Source organism: Bifidobacterium boum (assembly GCF_000741535.1).
Lineage (GTDB): Bacteria > Actinomycetota > Actinomycetes > Actinomycetales > Bifidobacteriaceae > Bifidobacterium > Bifidobacterium boum.
Map to the genome: position 1 here is coordinate 240,743 of NZ_JGYQ01000007.1, position 24,446 is coordinate 265,188.

Annotated in this window: 18 protein-coding genes; 1 reads left to right on the forward strand and 17 read right to left on the reverse strand. The window is 59.1% G+C overall.

Annotated features, from left to right (window positions below):
- Window positions 1–10 precede the first annotated feature (10 nt).
- The 9 genes from BBOU_RS02505 to BBOU_RS02545 all read right to left on the reverse strand — a co-directional run bounded on the left by BBOU_RS02505 (window position 11) and on the right by BBOU_RS02545 (window position 14,424).
- Entirely contained in the window at window positions 11–2,122 is a 2,112-nt protein-coding gene (locus BBOU_RS02505) for a GmrSD restriction endonuclease domain-containing protein (RefSeq protein WP_026502622.1), read from the reverse strand.
- 131 nt (window positions 2,123–2,253) lie between these two features.
- The gene (gene acnA / locus BBOU_RS02510) at window positions 2,254–4,971 is read right to left on the reverse strand and encodes an aconitate hydratase AcnA (RefSeq protein ID WP_026502623.1); all 2,718 of its coding nucleotides are present in this window, start codon (window positions 4,969–4,971) and stop codon (window positions 2,254–2,256) included.
- 89 nt (window positions 4,972–5,060) lie between these two features.
- A complete protein-coding gene (locus BBOU_RS02515) occupies window positions 5,061–7,589 on the reverse strand; it encodes an HAD-IC family P-type ATPase (protein WP_026502624.1) in 2,529 nt (842 codons plus the stop codon).
- A gap of 116 nt (window positions 7,590–7,705) precedes the next feature.
- Window positions 7,706–8,566 carry a LysR family transcriptional regulator gene (locus tag BBOU_RS02520; protein WP_026502625.1) on the reverse strand — a complete coding sequence of 287 codons (861 nt, stop codon included), beginning with the start codon at window positions 8,564–8,566 and terminating at the stop codon, window positions 7,706–7,708.
- Window positions 8,567–8,713: 147 nt separating this feature from the next.
- Complete coding sequence (locus BBOU_RS02525) at window positions 8,714–10,492, reverse strand: oleate hydratase (RefSeq protein ID WP_015450234.1); 1,779 nt, start codon at window positions 10,490–10,492, stop codon at window positions 8,714–8,716.
- Window positions 10,493–10,716: 224 nt separating this feature from the next.
- Entirely contained in the window at window positions 10,717–11,793 is a 1,077-nt protein-coding gene (locus BBOU_RS02530) for a YeiH family protein (RefSeq protein ID WP_238551962.1), read from the reverse strand.
- A gap of 336 nt (window positions 11,794–12,129) precedes the next feature.
- Window positions 12,130–12,753 (reverse strand): type 1 periplasmic-binding domain-containing protein, encoded by a 624-nt coding sequence (locus BBOU_RS02535; RefSeq protein ID WP_152595571.1) that lies wholly within the window; start codon window positions 12,751–12,753, stop codon window positions 12,130–12,132.
- Between the two features lie 88 nt (window positions 12,754–12,841).
- Window positions 12,842–13,849, reverse strand: a complete 1,008-nt coding sequence (locus BBOU_RS02540; RefSeq protein WP_026502627.1) for an NADP-dependent oxidoreductase — start codon at window positions 13,847–13,849, stop codon at window positions 12,842–12,844.
- An 80-nt stretch (window positions 13,850–13,929) separates the two neighbouring features.
- On the reverse strand, window positions 13,930–14,424 hold the full coding sequence (locus BBOU_RS02545) for an Rrf2 family transcriptional regulator (RefSeq protein WP_051616655.1): 495 nt from the start codon (window positions 14,422–14,424) through the stop codon (window positions 13,930–13,932).
- Window positions 14,425–14,946: 522 nt separating this feature from the next.
- Between BBOU_RS02545 and BBOU_RS02555 the strand changes: the two genes are divergently transcribed.
- The gene (locus tag BBOU_RS02555) at window positions 14,947–15,132 is read left to right on the forward strand and encodes a TetR-like C-terminal domain-containing protein (RefSeq protein ID WP_026502629.1); all 186 of its coding nucleotides are present in this window, start codon (window positions 14,947–14,949) and stop codon (window positions 15,130–15,132) included.
- A 180-nt stretch (window positions 15,133–15,312) separates the two neighbouring features.
- On the opposite strand, the gene BBOU_RS09500 is transcribed toward BBOU_RS02555, so the two are convergent.
- The 8 genes from BBOU_RS09500 to BBOU_RS02600 all read right to left on the reverse strand — a co-directional run bounded on the left by BBOU_RS09500 (window position 15,313) and on the right by BBOU_RS02600 (window position 24,163).
- Entirely contained in the window at window positions 15,313–15,921 is a 609-nt protein-coding gene (locus BBOU_RS09500; protein ID WP_081815472.1) for a prepilin-type N-terminal cleavage/methylation domain-containing protein, read from the reverse strand.
- 338 nt (window positions 15,922–16,259) lie between these two features.
- On the reverse strand, window positions 16,260–16,916 hold the full coding sequence (locus BBOU_RS02565) for a LysE family transporter (RefSeq protein WP_202961005.1): 657 nt from the start codon (window positions 16,914–16,916) through the stop codon (window positions 16,260–16,262).
- Between the two features lie 58 nt (window positions 16,917–16,974).
- On the reverse strand, window positions 16,975–18,060 hold the full coding sequence (locus BBOU_RS02570) for a LysR family transcriptional regulator (protein WP_202961006.1): 1,086 nt from the start codon (window positions 18,058–18,060) through the stop codon (window positions 16,975–16,977).
- A gap of 667 nt (window positions 18,061–18,727) precedes the next feature.
- Window positions 18,728–19,204 carry a GNAT family N-acetyltransferase gene (locus BBOU_RS02575; protein ID WP_206538477.1) on the reverse strand — a complete coding sequence of 159 codons (477 nt, stop codon included), beginning with the start codon at window positions 19,202–19,204 and terminating at the stop codon, window positions 18,728–18,730.
- A 66-nt stretch (window positions 19,205–19,270) separates the two neighbouring features.
- The gene (locus BBOU_RS02580; protein WP_202961008.1) at window positions 19,271–19,987 is read right to left on the reverse strand and encodes an MmcQ/YjbR family DNA-binding protein; all 717 of its coding nucleotides are present in this window, start codon (window positions 19,985–19,987) and stop codon (window positions 19,271–19,273) included.
- A gap of 290 nt (window positions 19,988–20,277) precedes the next feature.
- Window positions 20,278–21,192: a hypothetical protein gene (locus BBOU_RS02590; RefSeq protein WP_152595570.1), complete on the reverse strand. Its 915-nt coding sequence runs from the start codon at window positions 21,190–21,192 to the stop codon at window positions 20,278–20,280.
- Between the two features lie 875 nt (window positions 21,193–22,067).
- Complete coding sequence (locus BBOU_RS02595; protein WP_026502635.1) at window positions 22,068–23,159, reverse strand: class C sortase; 1,092 nt, start codon at window positions 23,157–23,159, stop codon at window positions 22,068–22,070.
- The gene (locus BBOU_RS02600; RefSeq protein ID WP_026502636.1) at window positions 23,159–24,163 is read right to left on the reverse strand and encodes a Cna B-type domain-containing protein; all 1,005 of its coding nucleotides are present in this window, start codon (window positions 24,161–24,163) and stop codon (window positions 23,159–23,161) included. The genes BBOU_RS02595 and BBOU_RS02600 overlap by 1 nt, the downstream gene beginning before the upstream one ends.
- Window positions 24,164–24,446 lie beyond the last annotated feature (283 nt).

Genomic DNA, 24,446 nt, shown 5'->3' on the forward strand with positions numbered 1-24,446 from the left:
GTCCTCGGAGTCATTGACGGGACCGGTATTGCTTCCAAATATCCGCGAGGCTTGTGCCGTCACTGCGTTTCCACACATTCAGTCCGGCACTGGCGCCGCCGACGGCACGGGCGGCCGCGGTCGGCGTGGCGTACTCCGTGCCGTCCTCCATGCGTAATCGCCCAAGCGGCGTGACCTCAGCCACCCACAGTTCACCCTTACGGGGGCGCTGCCACGTCAGCCGCTCGCCCGGGGTTAGCAGTCCGGCGCGCAGGACCGCGGCGATGGTCACACGGCGTGAAGACCTCGTATGTGTCTCAGGTTCGATCTGATCCGCTGTCATGCCATGGTTGTCGGCTGTCGACATGCCCTGATCGGCATGCTCGTCGAACGGCAACTGCCAGTATTGCGCGATCAGTGCGATGATGTCACGCTGGCGGGCCGCCAGGGTTTGCGGCGTGCATGTGCCGATATCCTCAAGTTCCCGGGTGAGCGGGAACTGTTGGGAGATAGCGAGTGCAAGCATGCATGCACGACGCTGCTCGAATGTGGTGAATTTGGACATCCGTTCGTCACTGGACTGGCTCAATGCCATATTGCCGAGGCGTTCAGCCCAATATTCAAGATCGCTTTGCGTCCATGATGCCTCAAGATCATCTTTGCCGGTTGGTTCCGGCATGATATGCACGGCGCTCAGGCTGCGCGGCCGCGAAATGGCGTACCCGTTTTTCTGTTCGTTCGCCCGGATCAGCAGCAGTCTGGGCACTGCAGGGTCGTTCGGCATTTCCCCACGCATACGGATAAGCGCGAGACGTGCCGCAGCCTGGTCTACACGCAGCCCGGCGATGGCATTGGGCGTGACGCCTTTCTCCAAGTCACGCACGGTGGTCGCCGCACGGGTACGGCGTTGCGCGGAGGCGACGCGGTTGAGACAATCCACGCCCCAAGCCCGGTCGGTGGCGTGCAGTATCTGCATCAGCCTGTCCAGGTCGTGTATGTCAAGGCCCGCACTCTCGCGCGTGTCTTTGGAAAACCGCGCGTGCCCTGCCGATGAGCGGAACACTGCGGTATCCCGGTTATTGAGATTGCGGATGGAATGGACCAGCGCCCACATGGCGATGGGTTTCCAATCATCATTGGGATAATCACGCAGCGCGACGAGCGCGGACACAACCTGCGGCGGCAGATTTGTGCTGGTGGGTTGCTCCACAATCCGCCATGCGCACGCGTAGGATGCCAGGACATCGTCGATGAACGTCTTGATGTCGCCGGCTGTGATGCGAGGATTGAGAACATCGCCGACGAACTGGTCGATCAGCCGCGAACAGTCCACTTTATGCGAAACCACCAGATGCAGATCGCGGAAGAACGCTTCACAGGCCGCCGGATCGTCGCCCAGCGGATCCATGATATCGTCCCATCGGGCGGCATACTGGTCTTGCGCCGTGCCGTCGATTGCGCTGACCGCTTTGGATTTGAACACGTCGGAAACAGTCAGCGGCATGCCGCGCATGTTCATCACGTCGAATACCCGGTGGGCGCCTTGCAGGTCGTCGGTGGTCACCATGACGAGCGTCACCTTGTTGACCAGGTAGGAGGCGAGCCGACGGCGCTCCTGTGCTTCCATTCCGGCGAGATTGTCGTAGGCGGCTTGCGCGTTGTCGTGGATGTTGCGTTGCGCATTCGTTGCCATATCCATGTCACGCAGGTCGAATAGGGACTCGAGATTGCCTTCCTGTACGTAGGAGGCGAAGAAGTCGGCGTCCCGCTCGCGCAATGTCAGTCTGGGCGCCGCTTCGATATGACGCAGCCGGTCGCCAGGTTCGAGGATGAGGTTGGTCAGGTCATGGGCGAGCGCCGGATCGTCTTCCAGCTCGCGTAACGCCGCGATGATGATGGTCAGGGATACCAGACGCTGCTGCCCGTCAATCACCTCATATGCACGGTCATCATCATGGACGAGAATCAGAGACCCAAGGAAATACGGTGTTTCTTGGGTTTGGGATGCGAAACGCACGTCGTCGAGCAGTTGCAGCACGTTTCCGGGACGCCACGAGTACGCACGCTGGAATGATGGTATCGACAGCTGATAATCCGACGTGAACACTTTGCCCAGCGGCAATTCGAACGCGCTGATAGCCATATGCCCTCCCTATATGATGTATTCCGGCGTCCGTCTCTCCCAGTGATTGTACGCCAGTGGAAGCTGAAGCAGAAACGCGACGGGCCGCATCCGAATCAGTATCGGACGCGGCCCGTCGTTGAGCGCACGGCTCAGGCCTGCTGGCCTGCCATGAGGTTACGCAGCACGTACTGCAGGATGCCGCCGTTGCGGTAGTAATCCGCTTCACCGGGGGTGTCGATGCGTACGGTCGCGTCGAATTCGATCCGGGTGCCGTCGCTCTTGGTGGCGGTTACATGGACGGTTTGCGGGATTTCACCGTTGTTGAGTTGGTCGATGCCTTCGATGTCGAAGGTTTCGGTGCCGTTCAATCCCAACGATTCCGCGGATTCGCCGTCCGGGAACTGCAGCGGGAGCACGCCCATGCCGATCAAGTTGGAACGGTGGATGCGTTCGAAGCTGCGGGTGATGACCGCGCGCACGCCGAGCATGACCGTACCCTTGGCCGCCCAATCGCGGGACGAACCGGTGCCGTATTCCTTACCCGCGAGCACGACCAGAGGCACGCCCGCCTTGCGGTAGTCCAGCGAAGCCTCGAAGATCGTGGACGGCTTGCCTGTCAGGAAATCGTAGGTATACCCGCCCGGGGTCACCTCTTCACCGACCGAGGCGAGCAACTGGTTGCGCAGACGGATGTTGCCGAAGGTGCCGCGCACCATGACCTCATGATTGCCGCGACGGGAACCATACGAATTGAAATTCTTCGGTTCGACGCCATGCTCGACGAGATACTTGCCCGCCGGGCTGGAGGCCTTGAACGCGCCTGCCGGGGAAATGTGGTCGGTGGTCACCGAATCGCCAAGCAGCGCGAGCACACGGGCGCCGTGAATATCCTCCACCGGGGCGGGCGTGGCGCCCATACCGTCGAAGAAGGTCTGCCGACGCACATACGTGGAATCCGGGTTCCAGGAGAACAGTTCGCCCTTGGGCACGTCGAGCCCCTGCCAACGGGAATCACCATCGAAGACGCTCGCGTAGTCCTTGACGAACATCTCGCGCGAAACCGTCTCATCGACCACGCGTTGCACGTCTTCGTTGCTCGGCCAGATGTCACGCAGGAACACGTCATTGCCGTCCGTGTCCTTGCCCAACGGCTGGGTGGCGAAGTCGAAGTCCATCGTGCCGGCGAGCGCGTAGGCGATTACCAACGGCGGGGATGCGAGGTAGTTCATCTTGACATCCGGGCTGATGCGGCCTTCGAAGTTGCGGTTGCCGGACAGCACGGCGGTGACGGTCAGGTCGTTGTCGTTGATGGCTTGGGAGATTTCGGGCAGCAGCGGGCCGGAGTTGCCGATGCAGGTGGCGCAGCCGAAGCCGACCAGCTGGTAGCCCAAGGCGTCGAGGTCATCTTGGAGGCCGGCTTTCTTGAGGTAGTCGGCCACGACTTGGGAGCCTGGGGCGAGGGAGGTTTTGACCCACGGCTTGGGCTTGAGCCCCTTGGCATGGGCGTTGCGTGCGATCAGACCGGCGGCAATCATAACCGACGGGTTCGAGGTGTTGGTGCAGCTGGTGATCGATGCGATGGCGACATCACCGTTCTTCACGTCGAAATCACCACGGAAATCAGTGCTCACCGGGATCGGCTGCTGTGCGGTCTTCTCGGTTTCATACGCGGGCAGCGTGTTTTCGAAGGCCTGCTTCGCGGTGGCGAGGGTGATGCGGTCCTGAGGACGCTTCGGGCCTGCGATGCTCGGTACGACAGTACCGAGATCGAGCTCCATGTACTCCGAATACTGCGGCTCGACGTACTGCGGGTCTGTAGTGTCGCCCCACAGACGGTTCGCCTTGGCGTAGGCCTTGACGAGTTCGACCTGTTCTTCGCTGCGGCCGGTCAGGCGCAGGTAGTCGAGCGTCACATCATCGATCGGGAAGATGCCACAGGTGGAGCCGAATTCAGGGCTCATATTGCCGATGGTCGCACGGTTGGCGAGCGGGACGGACGCGACGCCCTCACCGTAGAATTCGACGAACTTGCCGACCACGCCGTGCTGGCGGAGCATGTCGGTGATGGTGAGCACCACGTCGGTTGCGGTGACGCCCTCGGGGATGGAGCCGGTGAGCTTGAACCCGACGACGCGTGGCACGAGCATGGAAATCGGCTGGCCGAGCATCGCGGCTTCGGCTTCGATGCCGCCGACACCCCAGCCGAGCACGCCGAGACCGTTGACGGTGGTGGTGTGCGAATCCGTACCAACGCAGGAGTCGAGATAGGCAAGCTTGCGGCCGTCACCCAGGCCGGAGTCTTTGCTCATCACGACTTTGGCAAGATATTCGATGTTCACCTGATGGATGATGCCGGTTCCCGGCGGCACCACGCGGAAGTTCTTGAACGCCTGCTGGCCCCAGCGCAGGAACTGGTAGCGTTCCCCGTTGCGCTGGTATTCGATGTCCATGTTCTGCTGCAGCGCGTCGGCGACACCGTACTTATCGATCTGCACGGAATGGTCGATGATCATGTCCGCCGGCACCTGCGGGTTGATGACCTCCGGATCGCCGCCAAGCTGCTTGACTGCGTCACGCATAGTCGCCAGGTCGACGATGCAGGGCACACCGGTGAAATCCTGCATGACCACGCGCGACGGCGTGAACTGGATCTCATGGCTCGGCTCGGCCTGCGGATCCCAGTCGAGCAGCGCCTTGACATGCTCGTCGGTGATGTTCTTGCCGTCGATGTTGCGCACAAGGTTCTCGACGAGCACCTTGAGCGAGTACGGCAAATGCTCGATGCCGGGCAGATTTGCGATATTGACGTAGTCGAATGTGGTGTCGCCCACGGTCAGTGTGGACAGTTGACTGTCTTTGAATGACATGCTACCTCCGAGCCGGCGAACGCCGGATGGTTAAGTTCCGGTATGGATGCCGATTAGTGCTTGCCCCTGTATTGTATCGTGATACGGTTTCAACTCTGGCGTGTCTGCCTGTTATGTGAGAAAATGCGCGCGAACACGCGGCTCGCCAATTGGCAGAGCACGAATATCGCAACGGATGCGAGCAGCGCGACCATCAGGGCGACGAGCGCACCGCCTTGCGGGATGTGCAGCGCGAAGAAGTCTGCCACCGGCGGAATGAACAGGCCGATGACGCCGGCCGCCGCGAATACCGCCACGAGTACGCCACGCCAAGATGCCAAGGGCCGGGCCACCAAGGCAAGCACCAACACGCCGAGCACAAACACAATCATCGCGCAGCACGACCGCTGCCATGCGAGATCCGCCGCATGAGACAGATTCCACCCGAGGATACCCGGCATGGTCGCCTCGGCGATGAGCACCGACAATCCCACCGCAATGCCGCCCGGCAACGCGAATCGCACGACACGCCCAAGAAAACCGGGGATATAACGCCTGGTATTGGGCGCCAACGCGAGAATGAACGCGGGCATGCCTATCGTCAGCGCGCCGATATAGGAAATATGCCGGGGCAGGTATGGGAACGGCATCGCCAGCAGCACCACGCCGAGGGATATCAGCGCGGAATAGACGGTTTTGGTCAGGAACAGGCTTGCGACCCGCTCCATATTGGCCATGACTTGGCGGCCTCGTGCGACGACATCAGGCAGGTGGGAGAATTTCGAATCGACGAGCACGAGTTCGGCGACCGCCTTCGTAGCCGGTGCCGCGTTGCCCATCGCAACCCCCAAATCCGCCTCTTTGAGCGCCAACGTGTCGTTGACGCCATCGCCGGTCATCGCCACCACATGATGCGAGGCGTGCAACGCCTTGACGATGGCTTGCTTCTGCTCGGGCAGCACGCGGCCGACCACGTCGATGCGTTCCAAGGCACGGGCGAGTTCGTCGATATCTTGGGGAAGATCATGGGCGTCGACGGCGACCGGCTCACGGTCACCGGTCAGTTTGACGTTCGCGGCGATCGCACGCACCGTGGCCGGGTTATCGCCGGAAATGACGCGGCACCGTACTCCTTGGTCGCGGAACCAGCGCAGCGTGGCCTCGGCGTCCGATCGGATCCGTTCACTGCACAGCAGCAAGGCTTCCGGCTGAGCATAAGCGGGCAGGGCGGGGCTGTCTGCGAACGTTGCAGCCGCCTGCCCTTGCGCCAAATGCGCTCGGGCGATCAGCAGCACGCGATGGCCTTCAGCCGCCTTGGTCTGGACACGCTCGAGCACCGGAGCGAACACCGTGTCCACAACCGACGTTTCTGAGCCGGCATTCCGGGCCGCGTCGACGAATCCCCGCGCCAGGACTTCGGGGGCGCCCATGATCCATATGGTGCCATCCGCGCGCACGATGGCGCTCCACTTGCGAGACGATGAGAAGGGGATGCGCGCCGCAAGCTCGCCCGGACGCACATGTTCGGCGGCGAACAGTTCCATGGCGGCCCGTCCTGTGGCGTTCGGATTCTCCTCATTGCACAGGTCGTAGGTGGCTTGCACGGCTTCGTCACGGTTGGTCTCGGCGGCCCGCCAATCGTCTGCCGTCGCGGGAACCAGCGCGTCGGCGACGATGCCCCCGTCGGTGATGGTGCCGGTTTTATCCAGATTCAAGCAATCCACGCGGGCGAGCGTTTCCACCGATTCCAAATCCTGCACGAGCGTATGATGCCGTGCCAGCCGCATGGCGGCGATGGCGAAATTGAGCGACGTGAGCAGCACCAAGCCTTCGGGGATCATGCCGACGACGCCGGCGACGGCGGAGACGACCGCTTGCCGCCATGCTCCGGTCGCGATGGCGTTGCCCAGTCCGCCGACCGTGTGCAGCTGCGACCAGATCAGCAGCAGGCACAGCGGCACCACGACGAAGGACATGACGCGAAGAATCGTGTTGATGCCACGGCTCAGGTCGGACAGGTTGCGTTTGTAGACTTTCGCTTGTGCGGTCAGCCCCGCCGCATAGCTGTGCTCACCGACCGCATCCACGTGTACCAGCGCCATGCCGGAAACCGCCGTCGACCCCGAGTAGACGGATTCGCCTTCCTGTTTGCGCACGGTCCGGGATTCACCGGTAAGCATGGACTCGTCAAGTTCCAACCCCCAGGTATGCAGGATTGTCGCATCAGCCGGCACCTGCTCCCCCGCCCGGATCCACACCAGATCTCCGAGCACAATCTCAGAAGGCGCAATCTCGACATCGTCGCCGTTGCGGCGCACCAGCACCGGAGAAGCAACCAGAATCGACAGACGGTCGAGCGTGACCTTCGCCCGCAATTCAGTGACGATGCCGATGGCGGTGTTGATGATGATGACCAGCCCGAACACCGCGTCTTTCCATGACCCGGTCAGCAACACGACAATCATCGCGGTAAGAATGATGCCATTGAACAAGGTGAATACGTTTGCACGAATGATCGAAGCCACCGACCGTGACGTACTATCGTCCGTATGATTCGTCTGGCCTTGTTCCACGCGGATCCGCACCGCGTCACGGTCAAGGCCGCGCTCGCCCACCTGCGGCATGGTCGTGCCGGCCATCGTCCCCTGAGTCACCGTCATACCGGCCTCCTTGTTATCCGCCGACCCCGCTCCCAGCGCCGGGCATCACCGCATTCATCCCACGATAGCAGCGCAAGACGCCACATGCCGCAAGTTCAGCTGCCGGAATGGAGCCGCATAGCAAACAGTGAAGCGATCTGCCCGCAGATTCCGCGTTGCATACCGGTCAGACCGGAACGCGGAGTCACACTCGAAAACCGTCTGGAGAAATCCATGCCGAGATCCGCGGTCGGCACGCCAGCCGGCACCACGCCTTGCGAAACCAGAGACGTACCGACACCCGCGGCAAGACACGCGCAAATCGACGCGTTACCGGCGACCTCGACACGATGCGCCGGCTGAATCGAACGCTGGGAAAAGAACAGATCCGTGTAGTAGCGCACACCCGACCCATGCTCACGCAACAGCCACACCGTCGCCGGGTTCTCCGGGTCATGCGCATGCTCCCCCGCCAACACCAGACGGTCATCACACAACGCGGCACGGACAACACCCTCCGCTGACACCGGCTTCTCCACGATACCCATCTGCGCCCGATGCAATTCCACCGCTTCGACAATCTCATCAGAATTCGCGGTCATCACACGCAGATTCACACGCTCCAGCACGCCCTGTACCTGCAAGCCCTCGAGAATACGCGGCAGCAGCGCCACCGCGGCGGTGTTGGACATCATGAGCAGGAACGGGTCGTGCGCCTGCCCCGCCCGATTGACATCCTCCTGCGTCTGCCGCCATTGCGCAAGAAGCTTCACAGCGGAACGGTAGAGTGTCTCCCCCGCGCGCGTCGCAGTCACATCGGCACGCGCATGACGTTCAAACAATGGTGTTCCCAACCGTTGCTCCAGCTGCGCGATCCGAGCCGAAACCGTCGACTGCGAGACGCGCAACTCGTCGGCCGCAATCGAGAACTGCCCGGTCTCATACACCGCCACAAACGTTTCAAGCAAAGGGAACACACAGGTATTATCCCACTGAGCGCTACCCCATTGAATACTATCCCGTTGGATAAAGGAGCCGCATCCCGGAAAATCCGGAACACGGCTCCGTATCAATCAATGACGTCTAATTCACACCATGGCGGGCAAGCACATCCTGCCGATGGATCACAACGCCCCGCACGCCTTGAGCAGCTTCTCGACCTCGGTGCCCTGCACCTTCTTGAGCAGTTCACGCAGGGCGAGACGATCTTTGAGCGGCAGGTCCATTTCGGTGAGTTTCTTGCCGTCGGCGAGTTTGACCGTCGCGGTCAGCAGGTCACGCACGTCGAAGACGCTGCCCCATACTTCCGGCACGCCACGGTCGACATTGCACAGCGTGTACACCGCTTCCATGCCGGTGCGGATCGAATACTCCGTGGTGAACACGGTGTCGCGCGGCGTTTCGGCGTACTGGCCGACGAAGGCGAGATTCACGGAGCCGTCGGGCACGACCTTCGGCCGGTCCCCGTCGCGACGCGGTTCGAAGAAGCTCGTCACATACGGCATCATCGCGGCGGTCGTGTTGCATGCCTCGCTCGCCAACTGCTTGATTCTGTCCTGCGGGATGCCGATGTGGTACAGCCATTCCTCGCACAGTTCTTCGCCGGTGCATTGCGCCATCGGCTTCTTGACGAAATCGCCGTTGTCATGCCAGCAGTTGAGGCCGTACACCCAGATCAGGCAGTGGTCGGACGGCTGGTCGGGGAACTGGCCTTGCCGGTTGATGGTCCACGACAGCAACCAGCTCGAATCCCTGGCGGTCACGATACCGCCGGTCACGATCTTGCCGGACAGCGGGTCGCGGTGGCAGATCGCTTCGATTGCGTCGAGCACCTCCTTGTTGGACGTGTCGACCGTCCACGATTCCCAGCTGGTTTCCTCGATGTCCTTGAAGAACTTCTCAGGATGTCCGAAATCCGGGGATTGGGCGGCGATCCTCCTCCATAGTTCGACCGACGGCCCTTCGCCGTTCTTGATGGACACGACCGGCGCATGTGTCTGGTCGCCGTACGCGGTGCAATCGCCCTGCGAGCCGTTGGTGACGAACACGAGGTCGTTGTCGGTCAGGTCGATGCTCTTGGCCTCGCCGCCCTGCGTGTATTCGATGCGGCGGGCCGCTTTGCGGCTGCGCGTCACCTCGCACACCACGTTGGTCACATTCGTGTCATACAGCACCTTCGCCCCGGCGTCCGTGATGTACTTGACCATCGGGCGGATCATGGAATCATACTGGTTGTAGCGGGTGAAACGCAGTGCGGACAAATCGGGCAATCCGTCGATGTGATGGATGTAACGCTGCATATAGCGCTTCATCTCGATGGCGCTGTGCCATTTCTCGAACGCGAACATCGTCTGCCAGTACACCCAGAAGTTTGTCTTGTAGAAATCGTCGTCGAACACGTCATCGATGGTCTTGTCGGCGAGCTCTTCGTCCGTGGCCATGAACAGGTGCAGCAGCTCCTGCGTCGCCTTCGGGTTCATCCCGTACTTCTTGTCGGTGTGCGCGTCCTGACCTTGCTTCTCGGTGACGCGACACAGGGAGAAGTTCGGGTCATGCTTGTTGAGCTTGTAGTATTCGGAGAAAATCGTCTCTCCGGGGTTCTGGATGGACGGGATGGAACGGAACAGGTCCCACATGACCTCGAAATGGTTGTCCATCTCACGGCCGCCGCGCATGATGTAGCCGCGTGTCGCATCGTAGATGCCGTCGCAGGAGCCGCCGGCCACCGGCAGGGATTCGAAAACCGTGATATGGTCGCCGGGCATCTGGGCGTCGCGGATCAGGTAGCATGCCGCCGACAGGCCGGCAAGACCGGACCCGACGATATACGCGTACTTGTCGTCGATGCCCTCAGGTTTCTCCGGGGTCGCGAAGGCTTCATAGTTTCCAGCCGAGTAGTACATGATGACTCCTTTGCCGTCATTTCGTCCACCGGTCTCACAGCAGGCTTGGAGCCTTTGCGAAACCGAGCCTCAACGTCGAGGCGAGCACCATTCTAGGATCGGTTCGAGGGAAAAACCATCGACAATCGGCGGGAACATGTCCAATTGTGTGAAAGCCGTTTCGCGACATCGCGTCGCTGGGAATCGCGCGGGAATGCGTGTACCGCACATCCCGCGCTTCTCAATCAAAACAGCAACTTCGCCGCGAGGAACGCGCCGCCCGCCAGCAGGATCGAGGCAAGGAAGCTGGCGAGCACCGCCATGCGGCCGCGGCTTGCAATCGCCTTGAAATCGACGTTCATGCCCAGGGCCGCCATCGCCATGCCCAGCACCAGATAGGCCGCCTTGACCAAGATGTCCGTGAACTGCGCGACGAAGGGCAGGTACGTACCGGCGATCGACGCAACGAGGAAGCCAAGCATGAACCACGGGATCGGCACCTTGCGCGGGCCGTCACCGGGCTGGGTGTGTCTGCGGGCCCACCATGCGCCGATAATCATGGCTGTCGGGGCAAGCATCAGCACCCGGGAGAGTTTCATGATGATCGCCGCATCCATGCCCGCATCCCCCGCGGAACCTCCGACCGCGACCGCATGGGCGATTTCGTGGAGCGAGGCGCCGCCCATCGTGCCGAATTGCGCATCAGACAACCCCAGGAACGGGCGCAACGCGATTTCCGCGAGCGCGAATACCGTACCCATGACAGCTACGGTCGCCACTGCCATGACTTCGTCATCGCGTCCGCGTTTCTCTTCGGCTTTCGGCATGGTGATGGAACCAGACAGCCCCATGACGGCCGCGGCACCGCAAATACCTGTGCCGCCCGCGGTGAGGATGGCGAGATGCTCGTCGACGCCGAGTTTTCTGGCGATGAGATAGGTGACGGTGATGGTGAGTGTGACGATGACCGCCGCCACGGCGATGGTTTTGACCCCGGTGGCGAACAGCACGTCGAGGTTGAGTTTGAAACCGAGCAGGATGATGCCCAGCCGCAGCAGTTTGTTGGAAATCAGTGCCGCGGCGTTGCCGATGCCTTCCGCACGCTTGGCGGCGGCGTGGGCGAGCCATGCGTGCATCGGGATCTGCACAAGCATGCCGATGATCAGTGCGATGATGAGCGCGCCGAACAGGCTGAACACCGGCAGGCCGGCCATCAGGGACCCGATGATGGACGCAGCGCAGGTTACGAGCGCGACAAGCAGCATCTCTCGGGTGCATATGCGAGAGCGTAATGATGTGAGTGTGGTCGTGATTCTAGTCATGTTGTCATCTTCGCCGATGCCAAAGTATCAATCAAATGCGTGTCTTCAATGACTGGTATCGGCTTTCCCGATACTATCGGCAGGAAGCGGCGAGGATACGGACAAGGGCGAGGGGCTGTGGACGATGCTTGGATTCCATACATCACGTATCGATGGGTGAAACGCGTGTATGGCAAGGCCACTGTGACGGACAGGTGTCCAGGCAACCAAGGCGCGGCGACCAATCGTCGGATTCCGCCATTGTCCCGTCTGCTCTCGCGGGCGCGAGACGCCTAGGGCTCCCCCATTCCCTCACACTCGCGATTTCAGCGGTTGCAGGAGACCGCCAGCGTCACTTCAGCCAATCCGCATGGTTGCAGGGTGCGGGTTGTCATTGATGATGGCGGATAGCGCCGCATCCAAGCCAAGCGTGGACGAGCTGACATCCGCATCACTGTCTGCGGGCTTCGTTCCCATGCGTAGCACCGCCGCATACAACGTGGTGTCCTGCGGCGGATTGGAGGGGTCGAGCAGAGCGACCGGAATGCCCGCGTTGCGCGCTTCGCTTAACGCATCATGCCACGATGACGCTGTCGCATCCGTGACATCGAGCGCATTGATGAGGATCACCGACACGCGTTGGGACGCCCAGTCGCGTACAGCCTGCTGGGCGGCTTGCGTCGCATCGGCGTTGCCGGTTGTGGAAGCGAACCGGGCGTCGAGCTTTGCCTTGGCAAGATCATTGAGCACCGTGGTATCGGCGACCGGCGGATTGCCCAATGCTCCGACCACACCGATGACGATATCCTGCCGGTCCACACTGTCATGGGCGACGTTGCTCGACGAATCGTGCGAATTGCCTACAGCCACGCCGCGCGGAGTGCAACCTGCGAGCGCCCCGACCATGCACAGGACAACCGCCAGGATGCATGCAGCCGTGTTCCGTCGCACAGATCGCTGGTGTCGCAGAAGGTGAGTCATGCATCTCATCCTAATCAACGGTGGTCACGAGGGGTCGCCCCGCCGCCGACTGTGGGCGTTGGTCGGCGGCAACAAGGGTGGGCGGCGTCTACTGTCCGATGGCGATGATGGTTTTGCCTTTGGATTTGCCTTGTTTCACTTTGGCGAACGCCTCGTTGACCTGTTCGAGGGTGTAGACCGTGTCGATGGAGGTTTCCAGCGGATGGTCTTTGTCGAACAGCCTGCCGATTGCTTCGAGTTGGCGCCCGTCCTCATGCACGAACAGGAAGTCGTAGGTCTGGCCTTTCGCCGCTGCCATGCGGTCGTATTTGCGGCCGGCGATGGAGAACAGCAGGCGTTTCCATGCGGACATGCCGCTGCGCTTGGCGAACCGGCCGTTGGGCATGCCGCGCAGGGAGACCAGGCTGCCGCCTTCTTTGAGCACGTTGAATTCGTTCGGCAACTCGCGGTCGCCCAAGGTGTCGAGCACATGGTCGACGTTGGAGAGCACGTCGACGTAGTTCTCTTTCTTGTAGTCGATGAACCGTTCGGCGCCGAGCTGGCGCACCCGCTCTTCGTTGCTGCCGCTGCCGTTGGTGACAACGTGCAGGCCGAGGCTTTTGGCCACGGGGATCGCCATGGCGCCGAGGCTGCCGGTGCCGCCGGAGATGAACACGGTTTCCCCTGCCGCAACGTGCATGACGTCGAAGGCCTGCATGGCGGTGAGCGCTGTGAGCGGGACCGTGGCGGCCTGCTCGTATGAGAGGTATTCGGGGATCGTCGCGAGTGCGGATTCCTCCACTGCCGCGTATTGTGCGAAGGCGCCGATTTTCTTGAGGGGCATTCTGCCGTAGACCCGGTCGCCTGCTGTGAACCGGGTGACGTTGTTGCCGGTTTTCTCGACGATTCCGGCGAATTCATTGCCCATGACCAGCGGCGTCTTGTAGGGTGTGATGAGTTTGACTTCACCGCGGATGATCATGTTGTCGAGCGGGTTGACCGCCGCGGCCATGATCTTGACCAGCACTTCCGTGTCGCCGGGCTGCGGGACGGGGATGTCGCGGATTTCGAGGTCGGTGCCGTGTTTGGCGTAATGCGTGAGGATGGCTGCTTTCATGATGCTCTCCGTTCGCTTGTCGGCCGTCGTCGTTCTCTGTGGTTGTCATGGGTTGGATGGGGCGTGCAGACGGTTGATGGTTATTCTCGCGCGTCGGCGGCGCCAGTTCGGCTTGGATTGTTTGCCGCGCTCTGGCCGGGGTCGGCTTGGCTGGTGCGCGTCATGTAGGCGCGCATGCCGCTGATGCAGTCGGCGAGGGTCATCTCTTGGAGCCGGCGATTCACGTCATCGTCCATCTGCTGGAACATGCCTCCCAGCACCGGGCGGATGTTGTGCCCGACGATGCACGTGTCATTGGGATTGTGGTGCAGGTCGAACAGATGCACGGAATCCGTGTCCATCACCGCCCGGTAGATGTCGAGCAGCGTGATGTCGCCTGGCTGCCTGAGCAGCCGGAATCCGCTGATGCCGCGCCTGCCTTCGATGATGCCCGCCTTGTTCAGGCGTGCGGTCAGTTTGCGGATGTAGCTGGGGTTGGTGCCTACGCTCACGGCGATCTGCTCGGAATTGACCGGCGTTGCGGATTGCGAGATCAGGATCAGCGCATGGATCGCGGACGAGAATCTGGTATCCATCACAACCCCTTCCTTTGCATCATCCCGTTGTGCGGAGTTCAGTATTACGCGGTTCAGATGTCGCGGTTCGCTTCATTCGCCGGATATGTAAAACGTCCGCAATCATCACCGCCGGCAACCATCTGTAATTGTATCTGATACTGATACTTTAACAGACGGCAAGACAAGCGTCAACGGTTCAGACGCTATGGCTGTCCAAGAAGTCAGTCAGCCTGTCGAACGCCTTACGCGCGGTGGGGTCGTTCCTTTCTTCCACGACGAAGCAATGCGGCATCTTGCGCCCCTCCTCCTTCAGAGGATCGACGAGTTCATTCACCGCTCCGGCTTGGTCCAGCGCACGGCACGCCCTGTTTCTGATCAAGACGTGGACGCATGAATTCGAATCCGACCCCGATTCGCAACCGTGGACCGTGTTCGAAAGCCTGTTTTGCCACATGAAGAAGCACCAAGCGTTTTACGAAGTCCTCCACGCGACAGGGCGGGACAACGTCCTGCGAACATCGTTGCGCGAGAAAAAACGGGTTGACGCAAGAACTCGCGAACGAGGAAGCCCACCGGAAAGCGTTTTTCGCCGACGGAATCAGCGGATGGATCGAGGAATGGATCGAACGCGGCATGCCAGAAACACCCGGCGAGCTGAACGAATCACTGAGACGCTATGTTGACGACGTGCCCTCCAACCTCAACCAGCTATTCGCCCGACCATGACCTTGCCTGGCGTGGAGGCCATTCGGCCAACGGCAAAATGGCCTCCACACAGCGCACTACCGGCATCCACACCTGAGTGCGTGGACACTCTCGTCAACCGGGATATGCGTCGCGGATCGTCCACTGATACACTCCCGCCGCACCCGGCGCGAGCCGCCGATACCTGCTCGACATCCAGAATCATGCGCTGGGCGCGCCGTATCGCTGTTCGATCGCACATTTACTAAGTGTTTTTTTCCACGGTCTCCTGTGACTGCGATCAGCAGGATTCCACTGGATCTGCTCTTGGGTAGACGTGGCAGCGGCAATCTTGTAGGGGTTGTCCTTCTGTTGTATTTGACCAGTCGCCGAATCATACACGTAGTAGACACTCAGATTGTTGCCATTGGTCGTATATATCCGGTAGGTGTCGCCAGTTGTTGTGTAGCACAGCGACACGCCTGGGGAAAGCGTAACCTGCGTTTGAAGCTTAGGGGGTGTTTTGCTACTGTAGGTACGTTTGACGTTGCTCGCTATCGGGTAAACACTGCCCTTGGAGCTTGCTCCAATCATGAAATTCGGAGGCAGCTTACCGTCGAGTTCAATGCGTGCATTCTCAATGGAGTCTGTTGCGTGCCTCAAATCGGATTCGGCTGCGCTGTTCCATGCCGCTGCGCGCACTTGCCGATAAATCGGCACGCTGATCGATGCAAGGATGCCAATGATGATCACGACAATGAGCAACTCAATGAGAGTAAAACCCGATTGCCCCGAGGCACGCCGCCTAAGGGACCGATACACACCACGCATGGCTTCACCTCTCTTTCTTCCTGCAAACCCGCCATTGGGTCTGTGGAATAAGCCATCGGAGCCAAGCATCCGCTTGCACGCTCCGATGCGTGTTCTTCCTCAGCATCATTTCTGATGACTATGTGTTCATTATATAACGGTTCTCAGAATCCTGCAGCCGCCTTCACAAACAACGGGATTCCGCCCGTCCAGTCGGAGTGCCAGCGAACGCGATCGGCGCCCACCATGCGATGACATCGCCGCCTGAATTTGCCCAACTGCCAGAAAGCACCGGAAACCACCCCGCCGACGGCTGACTTCAAGGGAGAAAGAAACTTTGGACATTGATACCGAAAGCCCTACGCCTGCAACATACTCCAAACGCATTCCAGCAAAGTCAACGCCAGAACGATATTGATCATTCGGTAATGCCTGACATAGAACTTCTGTATCAGAAGTCCGGCACCGATCCATGTCAGTGTCGCGATCGTCCCCATGGTTGCAATCAGGAATTCAACTCCAACCAGAGTCCACAATGCCCGACTGTACGCAGTGATGAACCCTGTCAAAGCCGTGATGCCGAACATATAGATCTTGACATTGACGAACTGCAGCAGGAATCCTTTCGCGAACGAGGCCGACCCCTGTTCTTCGCTCACTTCAGGCTTGCTGATGGCAATATGTATCGCAAGCCAAAGAATATACGCAGCCCCGATATACTTCATGGCCTGCAGCGCATGCGGAAGAAACGCGCCGACTCCGTACACGAAAACGGCGCAGATGATCTGAACCGCATAGTATCCTGCGAAAATTCCCCAAAAGAGCGGTCTGCCTTTCTTCCACCCATAATTGGTCACCGTATTCAGCGCCAGGATGTTTCCCGGCCCCGGCGTGAATGCATTCACCAGCGCATAGACGAAAAAATTGGTCAGCACGTACCCCGGTATCATGAAATCTCCCTTCGCGGTGTTGCCAAAGCGTTGTCCCGGCATTGAAACGTCGCTGAAATCATTCATACCGCAAATGGAGATTAATAGGTAAGACTTATTTTACATGCTTTTACATAGCCGCTTCCTATGAATGTTTCGGCGCATACTTGCCCAACACATCCACGTAGATCGCCCCAAGCTCCGAGAGGCTCTGCCCTTTGCACAGCACATACCCGATGTGCATCTTCTCTTTCTGAGCCAACGGCACCGAGACAATCTGACGCCCCTGGAGGTATTTCGGAAAGATTCCGCTCGAAATGGTGTATCCGTCAAGCCCGATCATCAGGTTCACGATGGCTGCACGGTCGCTGACGCGGATTTCCTTCTCGGAGAGCTCTGTGCTGAACGGCTCCTCGGAAAAATCCGCCGACTCATAGCTGCCTTGGAGGAAATTCAATCTCGGATACGGCTGCAGGTCTTTCAACGTGACGGATGCTTTGCCCGCCAATGGATGCTTTGCCCGAAGGAACACGTGCGGGTCGGCGGAAAACAGTTCATGGAAGACGAGCCCCATCTCATCCATCGTCTTGTGCAGAAACGTCCTGTTCCTGTCACACAGATAGATGATGCCCACGTCGCAGAAGCGATTCTTCACATCCTCCAATATGCGGTGGGTCTGGGTTTCATTGAGGATGAACTCGAACCGCTCCTGGCCAAAAGTCTGGACCATCTCGACGAATGCATTCGCCGTGAACGTGTAATGCTGGGTCGAGACGCAAAAACGCTGCTTCGCCGGTTTGCTCAACATGAAGCGGTCTTCCAGAAGGTCCATCTCCTGTATCACCTGCCGGGCGTATCCGAGGAACTCCACGCCTTCTTTCGTCAAGGCGACGCCGCTGCGGCTTCGGGTGAATATCTCGAACCCGACTTCCTTCTCCGCCGCCTTCAACGCCGCCGACAGACTCGGCTGGGAAACATGAAGCTGTTTCGCCGCCTCGGTGATCGAACCGATCTCAGCCACAGCGACGATGTATTTCAAAACCGAATGGTCATCATCCCGCCCTCGCAAATCCACAAATCCTGACGTGCTGCACCGGCAGACGCAGCCGCAATCGAAAACAGCAAGCCGCAGCCCGCGGCAACCGCAATCGCAACCCGCTGTTGGCTCAATCACTAACCCAACCCACCGACACCCAGTTCTCGGAGACAGAAGACGCAACCCCCACCCCACACAACCTCCGTCATCGGCGACAAATCCACAGGTCGCCGAAGACGGAAGTTACAGACCCCGAAACAGGATCCCAAACCTCCACCATCGGCGACAAAATCATGGGATTGCCGAGAACGGAAATCAGCAGGCCGATTTGACCCCGCTGAACCTCCACTATCGGCGAACCCCGAAACTGTCGCCGAAGATGGAGGATACAGACCCCCAAAACAGATCCCGAACCTCCGTCATCGGCGACCCAACCAACCACTCGCCGATGACGGAAGTTAAAGACCCCGGAAAAGGATTCCTAGTCTCCCTCTTCGGCGACACCCTCACAACTCGCCGAAGACGGAGGTCAGATGGCCCCAAACCTACCTATCCTCCCTACGTATCCTCCACCATCGGCGACCCATCAACTACTCGCCGATACTGGAGGTTGCAGACCTCTGAAAAGGACAGCATTACTGCGGCGAAGAGACATCCGAGCCGAAATCGTGATATTGCCGTTCAGCCGTCCGCTTCCGCCCCGATCAGCGGTTGGCAATCTGTCGAAGCGTCCCCACGCATGCCTTCAGCATGCCGATTCCCATGACCCCAATGGATTCAGCGCCTAGACTTTTCAACGAAATCCGCCGTCGCACACTTCAACCTCAGCAAACCGGAATTGGCTTACGCAGTCCGCGCAGCCCTATAGCTCTTTTTTCATGTAAATTACGTCAGCCATCGGATTGTGATAATACGGCTCGCATTCCTCAAATCCATTCTTTTTATACAACCCTATCGCCGCTTTCAAAGGGACAATCGTGTCCAGAACCATTTCCTTATAGCCAGCCTGCTTTGCATGATCTATGATTTCCGCAACAAGCGACTCCCCCAAATGCATCCCGCGCGCCTCAGGCTTAACGTACAGCCTCTTCATTTCACAGCGCTCAGCATTATGCCTGTGGTATGCAACCATGCCAATAACACGATCCGTCTCATCCACTGCAACAAGCAGTTCCCCCTGCGGAGCAGTATATTTTTCGGCAGGATTCTTCAACTCTTCTTCGATGTTCTGAAAGGCCAGATCCCGATTCAACCGCTTCGTATACTCTATGATCAATTCCCTGACCTGGGAAATATAATCCTTGCCATCTTTGATAGTCACACTCTTCTTCATAGCCATATTCTTACCACTTGCCATCGCTATTCGCCCAGTGCTGAATACAGCCGAGTCCCACTGCTTTCCCCGCTATTTTCTCAACGCCTCGCTCAGGGAACCCGGAACGCTCCGCGGCCCCCGAACCGCAGAGATGCCATACTCGCCCTTGAGCCTATCGAATGTGAATGCGCCCGGCTTATACCGTTTCCGCAGCCGTATCCTCATCACAGACGTTATGGTCAGGTTGCCGTCGCGATAGTCATAGGGAATATTCGTTTTCACAACCTTGCATTTGTAGAGAATGGCACAGATGGGCAACGCCACATACATGTATACGGTGTCGCCCGCCTTGATGCCTTTGCCCTGCTTCCAATCGATCTCCTTTGCATGGTCAAAGGCGTGCTCAATGTCGTAATACCGAGGGTTTGCCGGGACGATCCATTCCTTGGGCGGCCGCAACCGTTGCTGTTCTTGCTTTGACGCCGTCACGAAATAGCTTTCGTCGATCCACATGCATATGTCCTCCAACGGGACCGTGCCGTCCAGGAGGATGGATATCCAGTTGCCCCGGTTAAGGTGATAGCCGCGACAATACCCCGTCTGCTGCGACAGCATATCGACAAGCATCGGATCGCCCATCTTCACGTTGATGATGTCGACTCGATCCGTCCCATTCAACCCCAACCTGTCTTTCGGGACATCCATGATGATGGCGAACCACTTATGGTTGTCCCTATGGCGAAGAACCGGGAAATCCGGTGCGGTCGGCAGCGGATAATCCGGGACAACGCCGTATTTCTTCTTCACGTATTCGAAGATTTCTTCACGCATGGTCCATCCTCCTTTTGAAACCCGTCGCTATTTCAGCTTCGCAAACACATCGCCGATGTCCTCGTCAATGCAGATGCTCCTGTCTGCAATCTCGCTCGGGCAAAACGCCTCATCATCATAATTGACGCAGGCATACACAGCCTTTTCATCGCCAGGGTCATTTTGCCAAAACGGATACTTTACAATGACCGGCGTGTTGCCCCCCCCCACACACATCATCTGTTCACTTGCCCCGCCTGCCCCACATACCACCTACCACCTTGTTGTCATCGGCGTCCATGCGGCTGCGGCAATACAGACGGCGCACCGCAGGGAACCCCGGCCTCGCGTAGCTTCCGTTCCAACGGCGCGCGCCGTACCACGTCATCGAAAGTAAAACGAACAACGGCGCTGACACCGCATCGATACAACATCTGCGATCGCTCACGTTCGTCCTCAACAATCGCGGCAATCGAACGCCCGCCCGTCATGCTGGGATCCACGTACTTTTGCTGACCGTCCAGTTCACCGACCACAATCCGCCCGTCCGGCAAGTACCACGAAAAATCCACGCGTCTCACCTTCCGTGCGCCATCCGGCCCTATGCACGTGAATTCCACTTGCTGCTCCGGCCAAGGAAAACCAAGCTCAAAGATGACGGCCAGAGCAAAAGACTCGCCACCGTTTTCGCTCAATCCTCGCGCCTTGCTCATGACGAATGCCGGCAAATACCGGTTGCGCCCAACGTAGGCTTGACTGCAATAATCCAGAAACGCAGTATTGTCAACAGAATTTTGCCGAATCGCCGATTCGAATACGGGGAATGCGTCATGGAACGTTTCCGTTCGCCCGCAGTCGAAAAGCGTGCGCGTGGGATCGGCGACCTGCGTGTTGTCGTGCATGGTGACGTGGTTCATGTGCCGTGCCGGAAGGTAGATACGGCGCAGCTGCGAATGCGTGGCTCGATTGGGATTGCCGTATGGCTTTGCGATGGTGATGACGCCGCTCTTATGAAGATACGCGGAATGGTCGAGCCCCCAAACCGCGGCTGCCGATCTGCCGGCGATGATAGTTTCAGGCTTTTCGCGGCATAACGTGCTACCGATGTGTTGCACTTTGCTGATGTGGTTGAGCATGCTCCAATATTCGGGTTCCGCATACATGCCGCGGTGAGGGGTAACAAGTTCGCAGCTCTCTGCCATTCGGCGTACGGTGACGCGTTCGGTATTTGAGCGAGGTGTGTAGCATTGGCGCGCTTGGTGGGCTTGGCGTACTTGTTGCTTGATGTGCAGGCGCATGGTCATGGATTTTACCGTAGAGGGATTGGGTTGCGATTATCCACTCGAATCGGGGGTTGTGGTCGACACGCGGTGAGGGTATGGAATAAGGGGCGGAATAAATGGAATAAGCGGAAACGAACGGCTGTGATGCTTGGAGCTGCGGGCGATAACTGTGACCAAGTGACAGCAACTGTAACTGGAATGACAATGGCTGCGGCCAAGCGGCGAACTGTGACAGGATTATGGAAACTGTGACTAGATGACAATGACTGTGACTGGGGTGACGGAATCTGTCGCCTCGGTCACAGTTGCTGTCACGATCACCTCGCGTTGTTGTAACACCAGTCATAGTGCTGCCCAGCCGCGCACCACGGCACAACCGTCACGGCAAACCCCGGAAAACCGCCATTCCCGACACCTCCGAATGGGGGCTCTCACAGCCAAACCACCTACGGAAGCTGCCAACTCCAAATGGGGACTTTCACAGCCGATTGGGGTGGTTAGCGGCAGACGGATTGAATTACTGCAGGGTTAGTGACAACTTCCGTGATAAAAATGACAATTTCTGTCACATTCGTCACGGAAGTTGTCATCAACCCCGCAGTAATTGTCGCTACCCCCGCAGAAAACGAATCAAGGGGCCAAAACGAGACCAAAGCGAGACTTAATAATCCGATGATCAGGCAGGATCAACCGGTTCCAGGCCGCTTAAGCCATCGAAACCGCCTAAGCCGCCCAGTCCAAACAATCCAAATAATCCAGACAGGCCACCTCGACCCCTTGGACGCTCCACTCACCTAGCGTTTGCTGCGATACGTGGGACTACGATGCTTGGGGGGTGACTTGCGGTAGGCGCGCCCGGAGTTGTGCGACCCGGAGGATTCGCGGGAGCTGCGGCTGCGCACGAACCAGGTGCCGAGCGCGATCAGGGCCGCGAGCACCAGCAATACCACGATGATCGTGATGAACACCATGGTGGTCGGATCATCGTATTGCGTGTTGTCCGGCGTGGTCGGGTTCGGAATACGATGCCCGCGCACCAGCAGTCGATGCGAGTTCACGCCGTATGGCGTGCAGGTTATAAGCGTGGCGAAATCCGCCGAAGTGCGGATGTCCAATGCGCTCAGGTCGTCCGGCAGGACCACTTTGATCTGATCGACCTGGTACGTGTAGGTGTCGTCGAGCACATGGAATGCGAAGGTGTCGCCTTTTGCCAGCTCATCCAAGCCAGTGAATAGTCGCGCGGACGGCAGGCCGGTATGGCCGGAGATCACCGCGTGCGTGGTCGGCCCGCCGACCGGCAGTGAGGTGCCCGCCAAATGCCCGGTGGCAACCTGCAGCACGCCTTCATCGGTGCCGTGGTAGATCGGCAGTTTCACTTTGATGCGCGGTATGGTCACGTAGCCCATGATGCCGGTGCCGGTCACGTTGAGCGTCTCGTTGTATTCATGCTTCTGTTCGTCGGTCATGTGCCAGCGGTCGCTGGTGGCGGCGAGTCTGATGTTGTAGGCGTGGGCGGCGTCGAGGAGTTTTTTCTTCTCCGCTTTACTCATGTCGTTGGTTTTGGCCACATAACCGGCCACCGCGTAGGACTGGTGCATACGATTCCACCAGTCGGCCACGGATGGGTAGGCGATGAGGCCAAGTCCGCCGATAAGCACGATGACAAGGAAGCCAATAAGAATGTTCAGGCCGAGGTTGTCTTTGTTGCGTTTTTTGCGACGGTCGACGCGAGTCATCGTTTCCGATTGCCGCGCGTCGGTTTCCGGGGCTGTTGCGTCGGTTTCGGGGGTCGCAGCATCTTCGGATGCAACGCTTTCGGCGTCGCTATCCGTTATCTGGCGTTCTTTACGCCGTTTGCCGGTATGTTTCTCATTCGAGTCGAACATCACTCGCTATCGTCCGGGGAGGTTTGTGTCGCGGCGTTTTCCGTGGTGTTCTTCTTGCGTACCACGACGGTGATTGCAATGCCCGCAGCGGCCAGTACGACTACGATCACGGCGATGATGGCAACGCTCGCACCGGTTTTCGCCAATCCGGGCTTGGCGGTGTTGGTTACCGTGTAATCGTTGTTTTCACGGTCGACGAGCGCGGTGTAGTTGCCCGGCACGTTCGCTTCGACCACGGTGTACTCGTGCTTGGCTTGCAAGCCCTTCCACGTGTATTTCCAGTCGTTGGCGTTGCTGAGCATGATGGAATCGTAGATCTTGCCGTCTTGCAGCAGGTTCATCGTCACGCTTTCGGGGCGCTTGGACTGATCCTTGTCTTTCCACACCTTGTTCACGCTGATGGTGGTGGTGGGCGGGACCGCGCAGTCCGCTTTCGGTTCGATGCTGAGGGTGCGCTGGTCGTCGGCATCCTTGTGCACGTTCGGCAGGGCGACGAGCATGGCAGCGGTCTGGCAGGTGAGCGCGTTGCCCTGGTAGGGGGCGACGACCGCGAGGTAGAGGCCGTCCTTCATTTGGTTGAAGGTGGCAACACCGGCGCTATCGGTTCTGAGCGTGTTTTCCGCGGCGGGCTTGTTTACGGCGATGTACCCGGCCATGGTATTGGTGAAGTCGCGCAGAGTTTGCTGGTCAGCGTTGAGAATATCCCAATCCACCGGGTATGCGGTGTGGTTGGCGAAGTCGCCGGTGGGCGTGTAGCCGCCTTTGGCGGACCAGTCGGCCAGGCGGTACAGGTTGATGTCGGCGTTCTTGAGCGCGGCTTCCTGGTATTGGTAGGTGACGGTGAGGCTGCCTTCCGCAGTGGTACCGGATGCAGTAGTGCCGGATGCCGTGTTGGTGGTGGCGGCGGTGGCGGCGGGCGCGCTCAAGCCGATGGTTGCGAGCATGAGTGCGAACATGCAGCACAACGCCATGATAATGCGGTGCTTTGCCGTTCTGTTGTTCATCTCTGCCCTCTCGTTGTGGCTTGTCATTTCTTTCCCCTCGTCGGAAGTTCCCTAGTTTTCCTGGTCAGGGTCCTTAGGATGCGGACAGCTGGCAACCGTGTTCGGCGCGTTTGCTGGCCATTCGTAACATAAGGACAAGTTCAGGACACACGGCTCAACATATGTTGTGTTGGGCGACGTGGTTGGGCACAACGTGCGCTGTGATGCCTTGATAGGCGGGTACGACGTGTGTTGTGCGAAGTTGGGTGCGGTTGGGCACTGACGGCCGGATCCGGTGCGTAGC

Bases quoted from the DNA above. Each gene is read 5' to 3' on its own strand.
- BBOU_RS02505 (WP_026502622.1), bottom strand. From the start codon at position 2,122: ATGGCTATCAGCGCGTTCGAATTGCCGCTGGGCAAAGTGTTCACGTCG.
- acnA (WP_026502623.1), bottom strand. From the start codon at position 4,971: ATGTCATTCAAAGACAGTCAACTGTCCACACTGACCGTGGGCGACACC.
- BBOU_RS02515 (WP_026502624.1), bottom strand. From the start codon at position 7,589: ATGGCCGGCACGACCATGCCGCAGGTGGGCGAGCGCGGCCTTGACCGT.
- BBOU_RS02525 (WP_015450234.1), bottom strand. From the start codon at position 10,492: ATGTACTACTCGGCTGGAAACTATGAAGCCTTCGCGACCCCGGAGAAA.
- BBOU_RS02530 (WP_238551962.1), bottom strand. From the start codon at position 11,793: ATGACTAGAATCACGACCACACTCACATCATTACGCTCTCGCATATGC.
- BBOU_RS02535 (WP_152595571.1), bottom strand. From the start codon at position 12,753: ATGACTCACCTTCTGCGACACCAGCGATCTGTGCGACGGAACACGGCT.
- BBOU_RS02540 (WP_026502627.1), bottom strand. From the start codon at position 13,849: ATGAAAGCAGCCATCCTCACGCATTACGCCAAACACGGCACCGACCTC.
- BBOU_RS02545 (WP_051616655.1), bottom strand. From the start codon at position 14,424: ATGGATACCAGATTCTCGTCCGCGATCCATGCGCTGATCCTGATCTCG.
- BBOU_RS09500 (WP_081815472.1), bottom strand. From the start codon at position 15,921: ATGCGTGGTGTGTATCGGTCCCTTAGGCGGCGTGCCTCGGGGCAATCG.
- BBOU_RS02565 (WP_202961005.1), bottom strand. From the start codon at position 16,916: ATGAATGATTTCAGCGACGTTTCAATGCCGGGACAACGCTTTGGCAAC.
- BBOU_RS02575 (WP_206538477.1), bottom strand. From the start codon at position 19,204: ATGGCTATGAAGAAGAGTGTGACTATCAAAGATGGCAAGGATTATATT.
- BBOU_RS02590 (WP_152595570.1), bottom strand. From the start codon at position 21,192: ATGGCAGAGAGCTGCGAACTTGTTACCCCTCACCGCGGCATGTATGCG.
- BBOU_RS02595 (WP_026502635.1), bottom strand. From the start codon at position 23,159: ATGTTCGACTCGAATGAGAAACATACCGGCAAACGGCGTAAAGAACGC.
- BBOU_RS02600 (WP_026502636.1), bottom strand. From the start codon at position 24,163: ATGAACAACAGAACGGCAAAGCACCGCATTATCATGGCGTTGTGCTGC.